This is a genomic window from Pseudomonas sp. 34 E 7 (genome assembly GCF_900005715.1).
In the GTDB taxonomy this organism is placed as follows: domain Bacteria; phylum Pseudomonadota; class Gammaproteobacteria; order Pseudomonadales; family Pseudomonadaceae; genus Aquipseudomonas; species Aquipseudomonas orientalis_A.
In genome coordinates, this window is record NZ_CVTX01000141.1 from 139,568 (window position 1) to 157,994 (window position 18,427).

General features: G+C 61.7%; 16 protein-coding genes. 8 read left to right on the top strand and 8 right to left on the bottom strand.

Annotated elements, in window-relative coordinates; translation table 11 throughout:
- Positions 1-22 precede the first annotated feature (22 nt).
- The 3 genes from adeC to BFP96_RS14080 are packed head-to-tail and all read right to left on the bottom strand — an operon-like array spanning position 23 to position 5,787.
- On the bottom strand, positions 23-1,480 hold the full coding sequence (adeC, locus tag BFP96_RS14070; protein WP_065893429.1) for an AdeC/AdeK/OprM family multidrug efflux complex outer membrane factor: 1,458 nt from the start codon (positions 1,478-1,480) through the stop codon (positions 23-25).
- Entirely contained in the window at positions 1,477-4,638 is a 3,162-nt protein-coding gene (locus tag BFP96_RS14075) for an efflux RND transporter permease subunit (protein ID WP_065886173.1), read from the bottom strand. The genes adeC and BFP96_RS14075 overlap by 4 nt, the downstream gene beginning before the upstream one ends.
- 3 nt (positions 4,639-4,641) lie before the next feature.
- Positions 4,642-5,787, bottom strand: a complete 1,146-nt coding sequence (locus tag BFP96_RS14080; RefSeq protein WP_065893430.1) for an efflux RND transporter periplasmic adaptor subunit — start codon at positions 5,785-5,787, stop codon at positions 4,642-4,644.
- A gap of 286 nt (positions 5,788-6,073) precedes the next feature.
- Between BFP96_RS14080 and BFP96_RS14085 the strand changes: the two genes are divergently transcribed.
- On the top strand, positions 6,074-6,706 hold the full coding sequence (locus tag BFP96_RS14085; RefSeq protein WP_065886175.1) for a TetR family transcriptional regulator: 633 nt from the start codon (positions 6,074-6,076) through the stop codon (positions 6,704-6,706).
- A 304-nt stretch (positions 6,707-7,010) separates the two neighbouring features.
- Here BFP96_RS14085 and BFP96_RS14090 read toward each other — a convergent pair whose 3' ends face one another.
- Positions 7,011-8,066, bottom strand: a complete 1,056-nt coding sequence (locus BFP96_RS14090; protein WP_065897033.1) for an alkene reductase — start codon at positions 8,064-8,066, stop codon at positions 7,011-7,013.
- A gap of 132 nt (positions 8,067-8,198) precedes the next feature.
- Positions 8,199-8,519, bottom strand: coding sequence for an ArsR/SmtB family transcription factor (locus tag BFP96_RS14095; protein WP_065897035.1), 321 nt, complete (start codon positions 8,517-8,519; stop codon positions 8,199-8,201).
- A 154-nt stretch (positions 8,520-8,673) separates the two neighbouring features.
- On the opposite strand from BFP96_RS14095, the gene BFP96_RS14100 reads away from it, so the two are divergent.
- Entirely contained in the window at positions 8,674-9,258 is a 585-nt protein-coding gene (locus BFP96_RS14100) for an acyl carrier protein phosphodiesterase (RefSeq protein ID WP_065936439.1), read from the top strand.
- Between the two features lie 112 nt (positions 9,259-9,370).
- Here BFP96_RS14100 and BFP96_RS14105 read toward each other — a convergent pair whose 3' ends face one another.
- Together BFP96_RS14105 and olsB are read right to left on the bottom strand one after the other, a co-directional pair.
- Positions 9,371-10,162 carry a lysophospholipid acyltransferase family protein gene (locus tag BFP96_RS14105; protein ID WP_065886187.1) on the bottom strand — a complete coding sequence of 264 codons (792 nt, stop codon included), beginning with the start codon at positions 10,160-10,162 and terminating at the stop codon, positions 9,371-9,373.
- On the bottom strand, positions 10,162-10,917 hold the full coding sequence (gene olsB, locus BFP96_RS14110) for an L-ornithine N(alpha)-acyltransferase (protein ID WP_065886188.1): 756 nt from the start codon (positions 10,915-10,917) through the stop codon (positions 10,162-10,164). Before olsB ends, BFP96_RS14105 begins: the two co-directional genes overlap by 1 nt.
- 185 nt (positions 10,918-11,102) lie before the next feature.
- Here olsB and BFP96_RS14115 point away from each other — a divergent pair, with 185 nt between their 5' ends.
- From BFP96_RS14115 to BFP96_RS14130, 4 genes are all read left to right on the top strand, one after another.
- Complete coding sequence (locus tag BFP96_RS14115; RefSeq protein ID WP_065893435.1) at positions 11,103-12,176, top strand: serine hydrolase domain-containing protein; 1,074 nt, start codon at positions 11,103-11,105, stop codon at positions 12,174-12,176.
- A complete protein-coding gene (locus BFP96_RS14120; protein ID WP_065893436.1) occupies positions 12,173-12,487 on the top strand; it encodes an amidase in 315 nt (104 codons plus the stop codon). The genes BFP96_RS14115 and BFP96_RS14120 overlap by 4 nt, the downstream gene beginning before the upstream one ends.
- Positions 12,488-12,657: 170 nt before the next feature.
- Positions 12,658-13,236 carry a YceI family protein gene (locus BFP96_RS14125; protein WP_065893437.1) on the top strand — a complete coding sequence of 193 codons (579 nt, stop codon included), beginning with the start codon at positions 12,658-12,660 and terminating at the stop codon, positions 13,234-13,236.
- A 1-nt stretch (position 13,237) separates the two neighbouring features.
- Positions 13,238-14,395 carry a phospholipase D-like domain-containing protein gene (locus tag BFP96_RS14130; protein ID WP_065893438.1) on the top strand — a complete coding sequence of 386 codons (1,158 nt, stop codon included), beginning with the start codon at positions 13,238-13,240 and terminating at the stop codon, positions 14,393-14,395.
- 218 nt (positions 14,396-14,613) lie between these two features.
- On the opposite strand, the gene bglX is transcribed toward BFP96_RS14130, so the two are convergent.
- Positions 14,614-16,905 (bottom strand): beta-glucosidase BglX, encoded by a 2,292-nt coding sequence (bglX, locus tag BFP96_RS14135; protein WP_065893439.1) that lies wholly within the window; start codon positions 16,903-16,905, stop codon positions 14,614-14,616.
- A 238-nt stretch (positions 16,906-17,143) separates the two neighbouring features.
- Between bglX and BFP96_RS14140 the strand changes: the two genes are divergently transcribed.
- Both BFP96_RS14140 and BFP96_RS14145 read left to right on the top strand, forming a co-directional pair.
- Positions 17,144-17,755, top strand: a complete 612-nt coding sequence (locus tag BFP96_RS14140) for a LemA family protein (protein WP_065886194.1) — start codon at positions 17,144-17,146, stop codon at positions 17,753-17,755.
- Positions 17,756-17,773: 18 nt separating this feature from the next.
- Positions 17,774-18,427: TPM domain-containing protein (locus BFP96_RS14145; protein WP_065936440.1), on the top strand; the 654-nt coding region annotated here is incomplete at its 3' end.

Genomic DNA, 18,427 nt, shown 5'->3' on the forward strand with positions numbered 1-18,427 from the left:
GGTTTCATCTGCATCAGCGCGATCAGAACAACTTCAGCGCCGGTGCTTCTTCTTTCACCGGCTCGTTCTTGGCCGTCTGCTCGTTCCAGCCACCGCCGAGGGCCTTGTACAGGTTGACCTCGCTGGTCAGCTGCGCCAGGCGGTCGGTGATCAGCGATTGCTGGGCGCTGAACAGTTGGCGCTGGGCGTCCAGGAAGGTCAGGTTACTGTCGACACCAATGCGGTAGCGACGCTCGGCCAGGCGGTAGTAATCTTGGTTGGCGGCGACGAAGCCACGTTGGGCGTCCAGTTGCTGCTTGTAGGTCTGACGCGCAGCGAGGCCGTCGGAGACTTCCTGGAAGCCGGTCTGGATCGCCTTCTCGTAGTTGGCCACGTTGATCTCTTTCTGGATCTTCGAGTAGTCCAGGCTGGCGCGCAGGCTACCGGCGTTGAAGATCGGGATGTTGATCTGCGGTGCGAACGACCAGGTGCCCGAGCCGCCCTTGAACAGGCCACCCAGGTTCGGGCTGGCGGTACCGGCGCTGGCGGTCAGGCTGATGCTCGGGAAGAACGCCGCGCGGGCCGCACCGATATTGGCGTTGGCGGCCTTGAGGTTGTACTCGGCCTGAACGATGTCGGGACGCCGTTGCAGCAGGTCCGACGGCAGGCCGGCGGGGACTTCGCTGAGCAGGTCATCGGACAGTGGCTTGCTGGCGATATTCGCCGGCAGGCCGGTGCCCAGCAGCAGGGTCAGGCTGTTTTCATCCTGGGCCACCTGGCGCGTATAGCGGGCAAGCTGCACCCGGGCGTTTTCCACCGAGGTGCGCGCCTGGCTGAGGTCGAGGGCCGAAGCCACGCCGACTTCGTTGCTGCGCGAGGTCAGCTTGAAGCTTTGCTCGAACGCGCCGAGCGTGTCCTGGGTCAGCTTGAGCAGTTCCTTGTCGGCCTGCCAGGTCAGGTAGGCATTGGCCACACTGGCCACCAGGCTGATCTGGGTGCTGCGCCGCGCTTCTTCGGTGGCGAAGTACTTCTGCAATGCTTCTTCGCTCAGGCTGCGCACGCGACCAAACAGGTCCAGCTCATAAGCGCTGATCCCCAGGCCCGCCGAGTATTGGCTGGAGATGCTCGATTCGCCGGTCTGCGACAACCGCGCCGGAGTACGCGAGCGGCTGCCGCTGCCGGTGGCCGAGACGGCCGGGAACAGGTCGGCACGCTGGATCTGGTACTGCGCCGCATAAGCGTCGATGTTCAGGGCCGCGACGCGCAGGTCACGGTTGTTCACCAGCGCGGTCTGGATCAGTTGCTGCAGGGCAGGGTCATGGAAAAACTGCTTCCAGCCCTGCTCGGCGGCAGCCTGGCCCGGCGCCTGGGCCGACGAGTACGCCGGCCCCTGCGGGAACTGCGCCGCTACCGGCGCTTCGGGGCGCTGGTAGTCAGGGATAAGCGAGCAGCCACTGAGCACGAAGGCGGTGACGGCTAAGGAAAGTAGCGACTTGCTCATTGGCCAGCCTCTTTAGGAGTTTCAGTGGTGTGTTTCTTTTTGCGTTCGCCGGCCGAAGACACGGTTGCGTAGAACAGCGGCACCCAGAAGATCGCCAGAACCGTTGCGGTGATCATACCGCCGATCACACCGGTACCGATTGCATGCTGGCTGCCCGAGCCTGCGCCGCTGGAAATCGCCAGCGGCAGTACGCCGAGCACGAACGCCATGGACGTCATGATGATCGGGCGCAGACGCATGCGGGACGCCTCGATGGCCGCCTCGACAATGCCCTTGCCTTGCTCGTGCAACTCCTTGGCGAACTCCACGATCAGGATCGCGTTTTTCGCCGCCAGGCCCACCGTGACCAGCAAGCCCACCTGGAAGAACACGTCGTTGGACAAGCCGCGCATGCTGGTGGCGATCAGTGCACCGATCACACCCAGCGGTACCACCAGGATCACCGCAATCGGGATCGACCAGCTTTCATACAGTGCCGCGAGACACAGGAACACCACCAGCAGCGACAAGGCATACAACGCAGGCGCCTGGGAGCCGGACAGACGTTCTTCGTACGACAGGCCCGTCCAGGCATAGCCGACGCCGGCCGGCAGTTCCTTGGCAATGCGCTCGACTTCCGCCATCGCGTCACCGGTACTGTAGCCAGGCGCCGGGGTGCCGAGGATTTCCATGGCCGCTACACCGTTATAACGCGAGAGCTTGGGCGAGCCGTAGATCCACTTGCCCGACGAGATGGCCGACAGTGGCACCATCTTCCCGGAGTCGGCGCGCACGAACCATTTGTCCAGGTCTTCCGGCGACATACGGCTGGCCGCATCACCCTGCACATACACCTTCTTCACCCGACCACGGTCGATGAAGTCGTTGATGTAGCTGCCGCCCAGCGCGATGGCCAGGGTCTGCTGGATGTCCGACAGGCTGATGCCCTGGGCGCTGGCTTTCTCGTCATCGACGGTCAGTTCGTACTGCGGCTCATCGTTCACGCCGTTGGGGCGCACGCCTGCCAGTATCTTGCTTTGGGCCGCCGCACCGAGGAACTGGTTACGCGCTGCCATCAGCTTGTCGTGGCCGACACCACCCTGGTCTTGCAGGAACACGTCGAAGCCGGTGGCGTTACCCAGTTCCAGAACCGAAGGCGGCACGATGGCAAATACCATGGCGTCCTTGAAGGCCCCGAAGAAGTAACCCTGGGCCCGCTTGGCCACTTCGAATACCGACTGCGACGAATCACGCTCGTCCCACGGCTTGAGCATCACGAATGCAAGGCCCGAGCTCTGGCCGCGACCGGCGAAGTTGAAACCGTTCACGGTAAATACCGACTTCACGGCCTTGCCTTCGCCTGGCTCGCCTTCCTTGTCATGCAGCAGGAAGGCGCGCATGTCGTCGATGACTTTTTGCGTACGCTCGGCCGAGGCGCCCACGGGGGTCTGTACCTGGGCAAAGATCACGCCCTGGTCTTCTTCAGGCAGGAACGCGCTCGGGATACGGGTGAACATCCAGATCATGCCGGCCAGGATCAGCGCATACACGATGAAAGCCGGGATCTTGTGCTTGATCATCCCGCCCACGCCGCGCTCGTACTTGAGTACGCCGCTGTCGAAAGTGCGGTTGAACCAGCCGAAGAAGCCGCGCTTGGGTTGGCCGTGCTTCTCCGGATCGATCGCCTTGAGCATGGTGGCGCACAGGGCCGGGGTGAAGATCAGGGCAACCAGTACCGACAACGCCATCGCCGACACGATGGTGATGGAGAACTGCCGGTAGATCACGCCGGTGGAGCCGCCGAAGAAGGCCATCGGCAGCAATACCGCCGAGAGTACCAGGGCAATACCCACCAGGGCGCCCTGGATCTGGCCCATGGACTTGATGGTCGCTTCCTTGGGCGACAGGTGCTCCTCGGCCATGACCCGTTCGACGTTTTCCACCACGACGATGGCATCGTCCACCAGCAAGCCGATGGCCAGGATCATGCCGAACATGGTCAGGGTGTTGATGGTGAAACCGAACGCCGCCAGGATCCCGAACGTACCCAGCAATACCACCGGTACGGTCATGGTGGTGATGATGGTGGCGCGGAAGTTCTGCAGGAACAGGAACATCACCAGGAACACCAGCACGATCGCTTCGACCAGGGTGTGCACCACACCGGAGATCGATTCGGTCACTACCGGGGTCGTGTCGTACGGCACCACGGCTTTCATGCCGGGCGGGAAGAACGGTTCCAGGGACGCCACGGTGGCGCGGATCGCTTTACCGGTGTCCAGGGCGTTCGCCCCGGCGGCCAGCTTGATCGCCATACCGGACGCCGGCTTACCGTTGAATTGCGCGCTGATGCTGTAGTTCTGGCCGCCCAGTTCAATACGCGAAACGTCGCCCAGGCGCACTTGCGAGCCGTCGGGATTCACTTTCATCAGGATCTTGGCGAATTCTTCGGCGCTTTGCAGACGCGTCTTGCCGATGATGGTGGCGTTCAATTGAGTGCCGGGCAGGGCAGGCAGACCGCCCAGTTGGCCGGTGGCCACCTGCACGTTCTGAGCCTTGATGGCGTTGCTGACATCCACCGGGGTGAGCTGGAAGTTGTTCAGCTTGGCCGGGTCGAGCCAGATACGCATGGCGTACTGCGAACCGAAGACCTGGAAGTCACCCACACCCGAGGTACGGGAAATCGGGTCCTGGATGTTGGACACGATGTAGTTGGAGAGGTCGTCCTTGGTCATGCTGCCGTCTTCCGACACCAGACCGATCACCATCAGGAAGTTCTTCACCGACTTGGTCACGCGGATACCCTGCTGCTGCACTTCCTGCGGCAGCAGTGGGGTCGCCAGGTTCAGCTTGTTCTGCACCTGAACCTGGGCGATGTCCGGGTTGGTACCCTGGTTGAACGTCGCGGTAATAGTCATGCTGCCGTCGGAGTTACTGTCCGAGGCCACATAGCGCAGGTTGTCGATACCATTGAGTTGTTGCTCGATCACCTGCACCACGGTGTCCTGCACGGTTTGTGCGGACGCGCCTGGGTAGGTCACCTGGATATCAATGGCGGTTGGCGCGATGGCCGGGTATTGGTTGATGGGCAGCTTCAGGATCGACAGTGCCCCGACCAGCATGATCACCAGGGCAATTACCCAGGCGAAAATGGGACGGTCGATAAAAAATTTCGACATGGATTACTCCCCTTTGCCGGCAGCGGCAGCAGGAGCGGCAGAACCGGCGGGCTTGGCGTTGCCGGCTTCGGTGACTTTCACCTCGGCGCCCGGCTTGACGTACTGCAAGCCTTCGGTGATGACGCGATCGCCCGCGTTGAGGCCTTTCTCCACCAGCCAATAGGCGCCGGCGGTACGGTTGGCCACCAGTTCACGCTGCTCGACCTTGTTGTCGGCGTTGACGATCAGGGCCGTCGGAGTGCCCTTGAGGTCACGGGTCACGCCCTGTTGCGGCGCGAGAATGGCCTTGCTGTTCACACCGGCTTGCAGTTGGGCGTGCACGAACATACCCGGCAGCAGCACATGGTTGGGGTTGGGGAACACGGCGCGCAGGGTCACGGAACCGGTGGTCTGGTCGACCGACACTTCAGAGAACTCCAGTTTGCCTTGCTGGCCGTAGTCGCTGCCGTCTTCCAGGGTCAGCTTGACCATGGCGGCGTTGTCGCCGGATTTTTGCAGTTGGCCGCTTTCCAGGTCACGACGCAGTTTCAGCATTTCGGCCGAGGACTGGGTGACGTCAACGTAGATCGGGTCCAACTGCTGGATCACAGCCATGGCATCGGCTTGGCCGTTGCTGACCAGTGCGCCTTCGGTGACCGCGGAACGGCCGATGCGCCCGGAGATCGGCGCGAACACTTTGGTGTAGCGCACATTGATCTGCGCATTCTGCAGGTCGGCCTCGGCCGTCATGCGGTTGGCGACGGCGGTGTCGTATTCCTGGCGGCTGACGGCTTGCTCATCGACCAGTTGCTTGTAGCGATCGGTGATCGATTTGGTCTGCGTCAGCTTGGCCTGGGCGCTCTTGAGCGTGGCTTCATACACCGATGGATCGATCTGGTAGAGCTGCTGCCCTTCCTTCACGTCGGCGCCTTCCTTGAACAGGCGCTTGAGAATGATGCCGTTCACCTGCGGGCGCACTTCGGCAATGCGGAAGGCCGTGGTGCGGCCCGGCAGCTCGGTGGTCAGGGTAAAGGCTTGCGGTTGAATGGTGACCACGCCGACCTGAGGGGTTTGAGCGGGCGGAGCCGCTTCTTCCTTTTTACATCCGCTGAGCAGCGATGCCAGGGCGACGGCAGTGACCAGAGCGGTAACAGCTGGCTTAAGTTGCATGAAGATCCTCGGGTCAGGCGCGCAGAGTGCGCACAAGAAGTGTGGAAGGGTAAAAAACAAGCCGTGAGTAGATAAGTAGCTTGCTACGCAATATACTTACGTTCATGGTTGTTTGTAAACTCTTGACAGGCAGGGCGGAATGTTGACAAAGCAGCGCCCAAAGCCTCGATTTTAGTACGTTCGGCGCCCATGACGGTGTCGTCCCACAATTATTCAGATGATCGTTCACGTCTATTAACGTTGCGTTAACGATAGTCCCCAGTGTTCTGATTGAGGTTTTACTGCCATGGTTCGTCGCACCAAAGAGGAAGCTCAGGAAACGCGCAGCCAGATCCTCCAAGCCGCCGAGCAAGCCTTTTATGAACGTGGCGTTGCACGGACCACGCTGGCGGACATCGCCGCCCTGGCCGGCGTGACGCGCGGTGCCATCTACTGGCATTTCAGTAACAAGTCCGATTTGCTGCAAGCCCTGCTCGACACGCTGCACGAACCCCTGGATGAATTGGCCCGGGCCAGTGAAAGCGAGGATGAGGTCGATCCGTTGGGGTGCATGCGCAAACTGCTGATTCATCTCTATCATCAAGTGGCCCTGGACCCGAAAACCCGGCGCATCAACGAGATCCTGTTTCATAAGTGCGAGTTCACCGATGAAATGTGTGACATGCGCCGCCAGCGCCAGGCCCATAGCCTGGAGTGCAACCTGCGTATCGGCCTGACGTTGCGTAACGCGGTGCATCGCGGGCAATTACCGGAAAGCCTTGATACCAACCGTGCTGCGGTGTGCATTCATGCCTACATCCACGGCCTTATCGGCCAGTGGCTGCTGGTGCCTGAAAGCTTTCAACTGCATCAGGACGCCGAGCGCTGGGTGGACGCGGGGCTGGACATGCTGCGCCTGAGTCCGAGCCTGCGCAATTGAGACAAAATGCGTAATTGCGACCAGTTGTGTCAACAGTAAAGCCCAAGGACGGTCAATCGTCCTTTTGCCTGATTTGTGGGGTGACTTTATATACGGGCTGGCGGGCGGTTGATAGGTAGCCGCCTAAGTATTTTGTAGCGATATTGTTGCGGTTCTGTGAAGTGATGTTTCCAAGACGAAACATGCGGTCAAAAATGTAGGAGGGGGCTTGCTCCCGATAGCAGTGTGTCAGTCACTGATGTGTTGACTGAAGCTCCGCTATCGGGAGCAAGCCCCCTCCCACATTGCTTTGTGTTTCGGTCAGTTAGATCGGCAGCGTTGGATAATCGATATAACCCACCGGGCCTTTGCCATAGAAGGTTTCCGGGTGCGGCTCGTTCAGCGGCGCATCGGCCTTCAGGCGTGCCGGCAGGTCCGGGTTGGCAATGAACGGTATGCCGAAGGCCACCGCATCGGCCTTGCCGGCGGCCAGCCAGGCGTTGGCGCTGTCTTTGGTGAAGCGTTCGTTGGCGATGTACATGCCGCCGAAGGCTTTTTTCAGTTGCGGGCCGAGGCTGTCGGCGCCTTCTTTTTCACGGGAACAGATGAAGGCGATGCCACGTTTGCCCAGTTCGCTGGCGACGTAGGTGAAGGTTTCCGCCAGGTTGTCATCGCCCATGTCGTGGGCGTCGGCACGCGGTGCCAGATGCACGCCCACGCGGCCGGCGCCCCACACTTCGATGGCGGCATCGGTCACTTCCAGCAACAGGCGCGCACGGTTTTCCAGGGAGCCGCCGTATTGGTCGGTGCGCTGGTTGGTGCTGCTTTGCAGGAACTGGTCGAGCAGGTAGCCGTTGGCACCGTGGATTTCCACGCCGTCGAAACCGGCCGCCTTGGCGTTTTCGGCGCCGGTGCGGTAAGCGTCGATGATGTCGGCGATTTCAGCGGTTTCCAGGGCGCGCGGGGTGGGGTAGTCGGCCAGCGGGCGCACCAGGCTGACGTGGCCTTTGGCCTGGACCGCGCTCGGTGCCACCGGGGCCTCGCCATTGAGGTATGACTCATGGGAGATGCGGCCGACGTGCCACAGTTGCAGGAAGATCTTGCCGCCTGCGCCGTGCACGGCCTTGGTGATGTTGGCCCAGCCGCGCACCTGGTCGTTGGACCAGATGCCCGGCGTGTCCGGGTAACCCACGCCCATGGGCGTCACGGAGGTGGCTTCGCTGAGGATCAGCCCGGCGGATGCGCGCTGCACATAATACTCGGCCATCAGCGCATTGGGCACGCGGCCGGCGTCGGCACGGCAGCGGGTCAGCGGCGCCATGATGATGCGGTTCGACAGTTCCAGGTCGCCCAGTTTTATCGGATCAAAAATAGTCGTCATGGGAAAGTACCTTCTCTTCAAGTTGATCAGTTGGTCGCGGGGGCCAGGTCGGCATTGCCGTTCTGGCGGAAAGTAATCAGGGTCACCAGCAGCGCGAAAATCATGAGCAATGAGAGCGGCATTTGCGGCTCCTTATTGCGGCGCAGGGGCGCTGAGTTCGCTGATGAGCGCTGCGAGGAAGGCTTGGATCGTTTCTTCGTTGCGTCTGAAAAAGTGCCACTGTCCGGCTTTCTGGCTGGTGATCAGGCCCGCCCGTTGCAAGGTCGCCAAGTGGGCCGACACGGTCGACTGGGACAAGCCGCAGCGCTGGTCGATCTGCCCGGCGCAGATGCCGTATTCGTGGTTGTGCAGTTGTTCGGGAAACTGCACTTTCGGGTCTTTCAGCCAGGTAAGGATGTCTCGTCGTACTGGGTGGGCCAGGGCTTTTATTATTTCGTCGAGGTCGATGGACATGGCAGGGGCTCGGTGTCGTAAAACGTTATATCGCGATGAGGCGAACTTTAAATCGTCATATCCCGATATACAAATATGATTTTGATCTGATATCTGCACGAATCGGTATATCGGGTTATAACGATATGTTGGTCGCAGTGGTAGACTGCGCGCCATGAATTATCTCGCACATCTGCACCTGGGCGGCCAACGGCCTGCGCAATTGCTGGGCAGCCTGTATGGCGACTTCGTCAAAGGCCGCCTGCAGGGCCAGTTCAACCCGCAAATCGAAGCGGCGATCCAGTTGCATCGCTCCATTGACCGGTTCACGGACAGCCACCCGTTGGTAGGGGCTGCGTTGTCGCGCTTCAGCCTGACCCGCAGGCGCTATGCCGGGATCGTGCTCGATGTGTTTTTCGACCATTGCCTGGCGCGGGATTGGGCGCTGTATGCCGATCAGCCGCTGGAACGCTTCACCGCACAGGTGTACCGCGTGCTCGCCGCAGAACCTGCGTTGCCGGGGCGGCTGGCGCTGATTGCGCCGTATATGGCGGCGGATGACTGGCTGGGGTCTTATCGTGAGTTTGCGGTGATGGAGCCGGTGCTGCGCGGGATTTCGCGGCGGCTGACGGACCCAGAGGCGCTGGGATTTGCGATGCAGGAGTTGCGCGAGCTCTATGAGCCTTTGAGTGAAGATTTCCGGGTTTTCTACCCTGAATTACAGAGCTTTGCACGTATCCAGCTGACCACTGAGGTCTAAATGTGGGAGGGGGCTTGCCCCCGATAGCGGTGTGTCAGTCACTGTATGTAGTGACTGAATCACTGCTATCGGGGGCAAGCCCCCTCCCACATTTGGAGTGTGTTCACAGAGTTCAGGCAGCAAACGCTGGTCGCACATGCGCCTGCTCACTCTCCGGCAACGGCCCGAACAAGGCCTTCTGCACCGCCTGCTGCGCCTGATACGCCAGTGCGGCGCGCTCCTGCCCGGCGCAGGCAATCGGCTTGAGCAGATGAATCTCCACATCGCCCTGGTCATTGGCGAACAGCCGCATCAGGTGCGACAGCAAGTCATCATCACCGATGAACGGCGCCAGTGAGTCCACCTGACCGTCGCGCAGATACCGTATCGCCACCGGTTGCAGCGACACATCCGCATCGATCGCACTGGCCAGCAAGCGCCCGTGAAACGTGCGCAGGCTGCGTCCGTCGGTGGTGGTGCCTTCTGGAAACATCAGCAGCGGGTGACGTTGTTCCAGATGACGGGTCATCTGCTTGCGGATCAACTGGCTGTCGCCCGAACCGCGACGAATGAACAGGCTGCCGGCCTTGGCCGCCAGCCAGCCGGCCACCGGCCAGGTGCGCACTTCGGCTTTGGACAGAAACGACAATGGCGTGACCATGCCCAGCAGCGGAATATCCGTCCAGGACACATGATTGCTCACCCACAGCATCGGCGTTTGCGGCAGCTCGCCGTGCACCGTCACGCGAAAGGGCAGGGCATTGGTCAGCCGGGCCATGAAGAACCGCGACCATCGCTGGCGCCGCACCATTGAGTTGGCCACCCCCAGGCGCTCGAACAGGCCAAACACACTGGCCATGCTCAGGCCCAGCGCCACCACCAGCAGGACGCGGGCAATGCGCCCGTACACGCGCAGGCGATCCATCACATCGCCGCCTTGAAGTGGCGCGCGTAGCGCGGGCACAGCTGATCGCGCTTGAGCAGGATGAACACATCGGCCACCTGGAAATCTTCGTCCCAGCACGGTTCGCCGCAGATCTTCGCGCCCAGGCGCATATAGGCCTTGAGCAGCGGCGGCATTTCGGCGATGACGTTGGAGGGCAGGTCCAGGGCCGGCAGGGGTTTCTTCGGTTCGGCGCGCAGGTGCTCGTTGCACAGGTAGCGCTCGCGCAGACGCTGCATGATCGCGTGGGCCTGGATGCCGCCATCGTGCATCGGGATGCTCGCGCAGCCCATCAGGTAGCTGTAGCCACCCTGGTTGAGTACCTCGGCCAACTCCCCCCACAACACCGCGATGGTGCCGCCGTTGCGATAGGCCGGGTCGACGCAGGTGCGGCCGATTTCCAGGATCGGGCCCTGCAAGTGCAGCAAGCCATGCAGGCTGAACTCTTCCTCGCTGTAGAACCGGCCCAGGGTGCTGGCGGCCTGGTGGTCGAGCAAACGCGTGGTAGCGACGAGCCGACCGCTGTTCAAATCCCGCACGCCAATGTGGCTGCAGTGAACATCATAGTCATCCATGTCCAGACCCAGTTCCGCGCCTTTCAGCTTGGCGTTGAACTCGCCGCTGAACACGTTGAACCGCAGGGCCTGGGCTTCCTGCAAGGCCTGTGCGCCTACCAGGCGTTCGGCTTGCAGGCGGCGTTCATTGCCTTTGTCGCTGATGCGGGCGATCTGAGTCATAGCGAGTCTCCGAGTGCCGGCCAGGTTGCGGCCAGTCGACTTTGTTGTCCAAAGTCAGGCTATGTAGCCTCGGTGTCATCTCCATGAAGTTACGGTGACGGTTGGGTGACAAGCCTCATGTCGCAAATCTGTCATGGGCCTGCGCTAGGCTCGCGGGCTTGAATGCCCCCCTTGAGTTTGTGCCCATGGTCCGAGGCCTGTTGTGCGTTGTTGTGCTGTTCGTCACCGTTACTGCCCGCGCCGAAGTCTGGCCCGAAAAGGAGTGGGCCCTGGGCACACCCCTGGCAGGTCCCGCCTTCGATGCGCTGAACGCCTACGCTTTCCCGCCCCGTGACGACACCACCCGCCAAGGCATTCGCACCGACGCGCTGCTGGTTATTCGTGACGGCGTGATCATCTATGAACGCTACGCCGCACCCACCACCGTCAGCACCCCGCACCTGACCTGGTCGGTGAGCAAAAGCCTGATGGCCACGGTGCTCGGCGTGGCCTACGGTGAAGGGCGCTTCAAGCTCACCGACCCCGTCGCGCGCTTCTATTCGCCGATGAAACAGCACCCCAAGGTCAGCATGGCCGACTTGCTGCATTGGGCTTCGGGGTTGGATTGGCAGGAGGACTATGAATACGCCCCGTTGAAGTCTTCTGTCGTGGCGATGCTTTACACCCGTGGGCGTGGGGATATGGCGCAATTTGCCGCCGATACCGAGGCAGCCGCCGAACCCGGCCAGGCGTTTCGCTATTCCAGCGGCGACAGCAACATTCTGTCCGCTGCGCTTAAAGGGATGCTCGGCCACAAGGCGTACATGAGCTATCCGTGGGATGCGCTGTTCAAGCCATTGGGCATTCGCAACGCGACGTGGGAAACCGATGCCGACGAAACCTTCGTCGCCTCGTCCTACGCCTACCTCACCGCTCGCGACCTGGCGCGGGTCGGCTTGCTGATGGCCCGGGACGGACGCTGGGGTGAGCAACAGTTGCTGCCCAAAGCGTGGGTGGCCTTCAATCGGCAGCCATTCGACAAATACAAAGCGGGCCAGGATGACGCTGTGCCCGGCGGCCAATGGTGGCTCAACAAGGGCGCGCCCCAGCCCTGGCCCGACGCGCCGGCCGACACCTTCGCTGCACTGGGGCATTGGGGCCAGGCACTGTTTGTGCTGCCCGACGAACACCTGGTGATCGTGCGCTACGGCGATGACCGCGACGGCAGCTACCGGCATAACGAACTGCTCAAGCGCGTGCTGGCGGCGGTGCGGTCATGATCCGCCGTCATCCGTTTGTCAGCGTTTTGCTGGTGCTCCTGCTCGCAGTGTTGGGCTGGATCTGGCACGAGCGCGTCAACCTGCAAGCCTTCCCCGACATCATCGCGGCGTACACGGCCAAGGAGTATTGCTCGTGCCGGTACGTGCAGAACAACCCGGCGCAGTATTGCCTGGGGTATGTGAAGCAGTACGTGCCGACCAGTGCGTTTACCGACACGCCGGAACGCAGTGAAGTGACGGCGAGTGGGTTGGGGCGTACGCACACGGCGCGATGGTTAGGTGATCGCCAAGGCTGCCGCCTCAACCCCTGACACACCAAAGATTCTCTGTGGGAGGGGGCTTGCCCCCGATGGCAGAGTGTCAGTCACTGGATGTGTTGCTGATCCACCGTCATCGGGGGCAAGCCCCCTCCCACATTGGATTTGCGCCGCTTGGGAGATTGCGCTTAAGGTTCGCTCAGGTTTTTCCCCGCGAGTCTTCAATGTCAATCAAACCCTTGGCCTTCGCCCTCTTGGCCGCCGCAGCCGTGCCTGCCCACGCCGACTGGTACCTGGATAACGAATCCTCACGCCTGTCCTTTGTCACCACCAAAAATACCGAGATTGCAGAAGTGCACCGCTTCCTGGTGCTGCACGGCAAGGTCGACGGCCAGGGCGCGGCCCAGGTGCAGGTGGAGCTGGAGTCGATCAACAGTGGTATCCCGCTGCGTGACGAGCGCATGCGTAAGGAGCTGTTTCAGATCAAGCAGTTTCCCGAAGCGTTGATCAGCACGCAGATCAACCTGCAACCGATCAATGACTTGGCGTCCGGCGCGCAATTGGAATTGCGCCTGCCGCTGAGCATTACCTTGCATGGTAAGACCCATACCTACAACGCCGAGCTGTTGGCCACGCGTCTGGATGACCGGCGCTTTCAGGTCGTGACCCTGGAGCCGGTGGTGGTGCGCGCCGAAGATTTCGAGCTGCAACCGGGTGTGGCCGCGTTGCGCAAGGCGGCGGGGTTGAAGTCGATCAGTTTGTCGGTGCCGGTGGGTGCGGTACTGATCTTCACGGCGCGCTGACATGGGCGGCGCGGTGTTCCCGTGGCGCAGCGCCAACCGTTTCGAGCTGTTGATCGACGGACCGAATTTTTTCCCGCAGATGCTGGTGGGCATCGCTCGCGCCGAGCGGCAGGTGGATCTGGAGTTGTATTTGGTGGAAGCCGGGGCCTGTGCCGAAGCGATGGTGCAGGCGCTGGTGCTCGCGGCCGAGCGTGGGGTGCAGGTGCGCTGCCTGTTCGATGATTACGGCAGCCTGGCGTTTACCCTCGGACTGCGCAAGCGCTTGACCGACGCGGGTGTGCAGCTGCGTTTCTACAATCGCCTGAGCTGGCGACGCTGGATGCGCAACCTGTACCGCGACCACCGCAAGCTGTTGCTGATTGACCAGGACGTCGCGGTGATCGGCGGGACCGGCGTTACCGATGAGTTCTGGACGCCGGGGCAAGACACGGCCGACTGGCATGAAGTGATGGTGCAGATCAGCGGCCCGCTGGTGCTGGATTGGCAGGCTTTGTTCGACCGCCAGTGGCACGCCAACGCGGCACGTCGGGAGTGGAAACCGGCGACCCATTTCGGTTTGCCGCGCTTGCCCAAGGTGCCTGCCACCGGGCCCGGTCTTGGTCGCGTTGCGTATGCCGACGCTCGTCAGCATCGTGATATTTTGCAATCGCTGATCCGCGCCCTGAACAGCAGCAAGACCCGTATCTGGCTGGCCACGCCGTATTTCCTGCCCACCTGGAGCGTGCGCCGCGCCTTGCGCCGGGCGGCCGGGCGCGGTGTGGATGTGCGTTTGCTGCTCACCGGCCCGCGTACCGATCACCCGTCGGTGCGCTACGCCGGGCATCGCTATTACCCGCGTCTGCTGCGTTCAGGCGTGCAGATATTTGAATACCAGCCGTGCTTTTTGCACCTGAAGATGGTGCTGGTGGATGACTGGGTCAGTATTGGCTCGTGCAATTTCGACCACTGGAATCTGCGCTTCAATCTGGAAGCCAACCTGGAAGCGCTGGACCCTGAATTGACGCAGGCGGTGGCGGGCAGTTTCGAGCGTGATTTTGCGCAAAGCCAGGCGGTGAGCCTGGAGGCGTGGAAAGCGCGGCCATTGTGGCGGCGGGTGAAGCAGCGGGTGTGGGGCTGGATTGATCGGTTGGTGGTGAATCTGCTGGACCGGCGCGGCTAGTTGTATCACCTCAATCAAATGTAGGAGCGAGCTTGCTCGCGAAAAACTCACAAACGCCGCGTTCATTCAGAAAGCCCGCGTTATCGTTGACGTTTTTCGCGAGCAAGCTCGCTCCTACATACAGCTTTAAGGATCGTTCCCACGCTCTGCGTGGGAATGCATACCGTGACGCAGAGCGTCCAGGGCGGCGTTCCCACGCAGAGCGTGGGAACGATCAGTTACAGCAGTTCAAAGCTCTGCTGCTGCACATCCTGGGAATCCAGCCCGATCTGTACATTGAACTCTCCCGGCTCTGCGGCGAATTTGAGCTGGGCGTTGTAGAACTTCAAGTCTTCCTCGGTGATGGTGAAGTGCAAGGTGCGTTCTTCACCCGCCTTGAGCATGACTTTCTGGAAGTTCTTCAGCTCTTTCACCGGGCGGATCATTGAGCCGGCCACGTCCTGGATATACAGCTGCACCACGGTTTCGCCATCGACCTTGCCGGTATTCTTCACCGTGACGCTGGCGTCGAGCTTGCCGGTCTTGTTCAGGGTAGTGGACGACAGCGCCATGTCCGACAGGCCGAATGTGCTGTAGCTCAGGCCATAGCCAAACGGGAACAGGGGCCCGGTGGTGTCATCGAAGTACTGCGAGGTGTAGTTGCCCGGCTTGCCCGGCGTGAACGGCCGGCCGATGCTCAGGTGGTTGTAGTAGGTGGGAATCTGCCCCACGGAGCGTGGGAAAGTGATTGGCAGCTTGCCCGACGGGTTGTAGTCACCGAACAGCACGTCGGCGATGGCGTTGCCGCCTTCGGTCCCGGAGAACCAGGTTTCCAGGATCGCGTCAGCCTGTTGGTTCTCTTCGAGAATCGACAGCGGCCGGCCGTTCATCAGCACCAGCACCAACGGCTTGCCGGTGGCCTTGAGGGCCTTGATCAGGTCGCGCTGGCTTTGCGGGATGTTCAGGTCGGTGCGGCTTGACGACTCGTGGGACATGCCACGGGACTCGCCCACGGCCGCGACGATCACGTCAGCATTCTGCGCAGCCTTCACCGCCTCATCGATCAGCACCTGGGCCGGGCGCGGGTCATCCACCACTTCCGGGGCATCGAAGTTGAGGAAGTTGAGGTAGTCGAGCACCGCCTTGTCGCCGGTGATGTTGGCGCCGCGGGCATAGAGGATCTTGCCCTTTTCGCCGATCACGGCGTTCATGCCGTCAAGCAGGGTCACCGACTGTTCCGGCTTGCCGGCCGCCGCCCAGCTGCCCATCATGTCGATCGGGGCCTTGGCCAGCGGGCCAACGAGGGCGATGGTCGCGGATTTTTTCAGGGGCAGGGTCTGGTTGTGGTTCTTCAGCAACACCAGGCTGCGGCGCGCAATGTCGCGGGCATCGGCACGGTGCAGGCGGCTGTCGGCATAGGTGTCGGCCGGGTCGTCCTCAGCCTTGCCGATGCGCAGGTACGGGTCCTTGAACAGGCCCATGTCGTACTTGGCGCCGAGCACTTCGCGCACGGCGTTGTCGATGTCGCTCTGTTCGATCTCGCCGGACTTGAGCAGCCCCGGCAGTTCCTTGCCGTACAACGTGTCGTTCATGCTCATGTCGATGCCGGCCTTGATCGCCAGCTTGGCGGCTTCACGCCCGTCCCTGGCCACGCCGTGCTTGATCAGTTCGAAGATCGCGCCGTGGTCGCTCACGGCCAGGCCCTTGAAGCCCCAGTCCTTGCGCAGCAAATCGTTCATCAGCCAGGTGTTGGCGGTGGCGGGCACGCCGTTGATCGAGTTGAGCGCCACCATCACGCCACCTGAGCCGGCCTTGATCGCCGCGTGGTAGGGCGGCAGGTAGTCCTGGTACATCTTGACCGGGCTCATGTCGACCACGTTGTAGTCGCGGCCGCCTTCCACCGCGCCGTACAGGGCGAAGTGCTTGACGCTGGCCATGATGCTGTCGGCATTTGCGGCGCTGGCGCCCTGGAACGCCTTGACCATCACTTCGGCAATGCGCGACACCAGGTAGGTGTCTTCGCCGAAGCCTTCGGAGGTGCGGCCCCAGCGCGGGTCACGGGAGATGTCGACCATCGGCGCGAAGGTGATGTCGAGGCTGTCGGCGGCGGCTTCCTGGGCGGCGATGCGCCCGGAGCGGCCGATGGCGTCCATGTCCCAGCTGGAGGCGAGGGCCAGGCTGATCGGGAAAATCGTGCGATGGCCGTGGATCACGTCGTAGGCGAAGAACATCGGGATCTTCAGGCGGCTGCGCATGGCCGCGTCCTGCATCGGACGGTTTTCCGGGCGGGTGATGGAGTTGAAGGTGCCGCCGATGCGGCCGGCGGCGATTTCCTTGCGGATCAGCTCGCGGGGCATTTCCGGGCCGATGCTGATCAGGCGCAGCTGGCCGATCTTTTCATCGAGGGTCATCTGCCTGAGCAGGTCGCTGACGAAGGCGTCCTTGTCTTTAAGCGCAGCAGGCTTTGTTTCTGCCCATACGGGGTGGCTGGCCAGAGTGGCGACAAGGCCGAGCAAACACAGCTTCTTCATGAATATCCTTTTTCGGCTCACTGCACAGCGGTCAGGCTGATCGGCCAAAATGACGGGAGCGTCTATTGTTGTTCGGGTGTTGTTCAGATAAATGCAGCACACTCTGAACTCTTTTTCGCGCTGGGCATCTTTGTAGCTGATTGGCTCGAAGCATTCCAGTGGTGGCGGATTATGCCCCAAGCGTGTGGTTTATAGGGTTAGTCATCACATTCCATCCAGATTGGGCAGGAGAAACACCATGCAAGCAGCACAAGGTTACCGCTGGGGCTTGAAAGCCGCGGCGCTGTTATTGATCAGCAGCGTGCTGAGCGGTTGCGGCATCAACAACATCCCGACCCTGGACGAACAGGCCAAGGCCGCCTGGGGCCAGGTGCAGAACCAGTACCAACGCCGTGCCGACCTGATTCCCAACCTGGTGGAAGTGGTCAAGGGCTACGCTGCCCATGAGCAGGACACGCTCACCGCCGTGATTGAAGCGCGGGCCAAGGCCACCTCGATCCAGGTGGATGCAAGCACCCTCGACAACCCGGAAAAACTCAAGCAGTTCCAGCAGGCCCAGGACGGCCTGAGCGGCGCACTCAGCCGTTTGATGGTGGTGTCCGAGCGCTATCCGGACCTGAAGGCCAACCAGAACTTCCTGGCCCTGCAATCGCAACTCGAGGGCACGGAAAACCGTATCGCCGTGGCCCGTCGCGACTTTATCCAGGCCGTGCAGACCTACAACACCGAGATCCGCACGTTCCCGGGTCGCCTGTGGCACAGCGTGATGTACAGCGACTTGCCGATCCGCGCCACGTTTGAAGCCACCAGTGCCGATGCCGATAAGGCGCCGCAGGTGAAGTTCAAATAACGCTGCCTTGAGGTGTCGATGCGTTTATTACGGATAGGCCTGGCGCTGTGGCTGCTGGGCTGCGTGGGCCTGGCCCAGGCGGCCCTGACCTTCCCGGCATTGACCGGGCGGGTGGTGGACAACGCCCAGATGATCGACCCGGCGGTGCGCGAGCACCTGACCCAGCAATTGCAGGCGCTGGAGCAGACCTCCGGTGACCAGATCGTGGTGGTCACCGTGCCCGACCTGCAGGGTGTGCCGATTGAGGACTACGGTTATCAATTGGGCCGCGCGTGGGGCATCGGCCAGAAGGGCAAGGACAACGGCGCGCTGTTGCTCGTGGCCCGCGACGAGCGAAAGTTGCGCATCGAAGTCGGCTACGGCCTGGAAGGTGTGCTGACGGATGCGCAGTCCTGGGTGATCATCAATCAGGTGATTGCGCCCAAGTTCAAGGCCGGCAATTTCAGCCAGGGTATCAGCGACGGTGTCGCGGCGATGATCCAGGTGGTGGGCGGTGAACCGCTGGCCGTGCCGGCCCACGTGGCGGATACGAATTTCGCCAAGGACAATCCCGGCTTTTCCATCGGTTTGTTCGTCCTGCTGATCGGCGTGTTGTGGCTGTGCAATCGCATGGGCCTGCCGGTGGGCGCGATCCTGCTGGCGATCCTCAGCAGCAGCGGACGCGGCGGCGGT

Bases quoted from the DNA above. Each gene is read 5' to 3' on its own strand.
- BFP96_RS14080 (WP_065893430.1), bottom strand. From the start codon at position 5,787: ATGCAACTTAAGCCAGCTGTTACCGCTCTGGTCACTGCCGTCGCCCTG.
- BFP96_RS14130 (WP_065893438.1), top strand. From the start codon at position 13,238: ATGGGCGGCGCGGTGTTCCCGTGGCGCAGCGCCAACCGTTTCGAGCTG.
- BFP96_RS14120 (WP_065893436.1), top strand. From the start codon at position 12,173: ATGATCCGCCGTCATCCGTTTGTCAGCGTTTTGCTGGTGCTCCTGCTC.
- BFP96_RS14125 (WP_065893437.1), top strand. From the start codon at position 12,658: ATGTCAATCAAACCCTTGGCCTTCGCCCTCTTGGCCGCCGCAGCCGTG.
- BFP96_RS14085 (WP_065886175.1), top strand. From the start codon at position 6,074: ATGGTTCGTCGCACCAAAGAGGAAGCTCAGGAAACGCGCAGCCAGATC.
- BFP96_RS14075 (WP_065886173.1), bottom strand. From the start codon at position 4,638: ATGTCGAAATTTTTTATCGACCGTCCCATTTTCGCCTGGGTAATTGCC.
- BFP96_RS14115 (WP_065893435.1), top strand. From the start codon at position 11,103: ATGGTCCGAGGCCTGTTGTGCGTTGTTGTGCTGTTCGTCACCGTTACT.
- olsB (WP_065886188.1), bottom strand. From the start codon at position 10,917: ATGACTCAGATCGCCCGCATCAGCGACAAAGGCAATGAACGCCGCCTG.
- BFP96_RS14100 (WP_065936439.1), top strand. From the start codon at position 8,674: ATGAATTATCTCGCACATCTGCACCTGGGCGGCCAACGGCCTGCGCAA.
- BFP96_RS14095 (WP_065897035.1), bottom strand. From the start codon at position 8,519: ATGTCCATCGACCTCGACGAAATAATAAAAGCCCTGGCCCACCCAGTA.
- adeC (WP_065893429.1), bottom strand. From the start codon at position 1,480: ATGAGCAAGTCGCTACTTTCCTTAGCCGTCACCGCCTTCGTGCTCAGT.
- bglX (WP_065893439.1), bottom strand. From the start codon at position 16,905: ATGAAGAAGCTGTGTTTGCTCGGCCTTGTCGCCACTCTGGCCAGCCAC.
- BFP96_RS14105 (WP_065886187.1), bottom strand. From the start codon at position 10,162: ATGGATCGCCTGCGCGTGTACGGGCGCATTGCCCGCGTCCTGCTGGTG.
- BFP96_RS14140 (WP_065886194.1), top strand. From the start codon at position 17,144: ATGCAAGCAGCACAAGGTTACCGCTGGGGCTTGAAAGCCGCGGCGCTG.
- BFP96_RS14090 (WP_065897033.1), bottom strand. From the start codon at position 8,066: ATGACGACTATTTTTGATCCGATAAAACTGGGCGACCTGGAACTGTCG.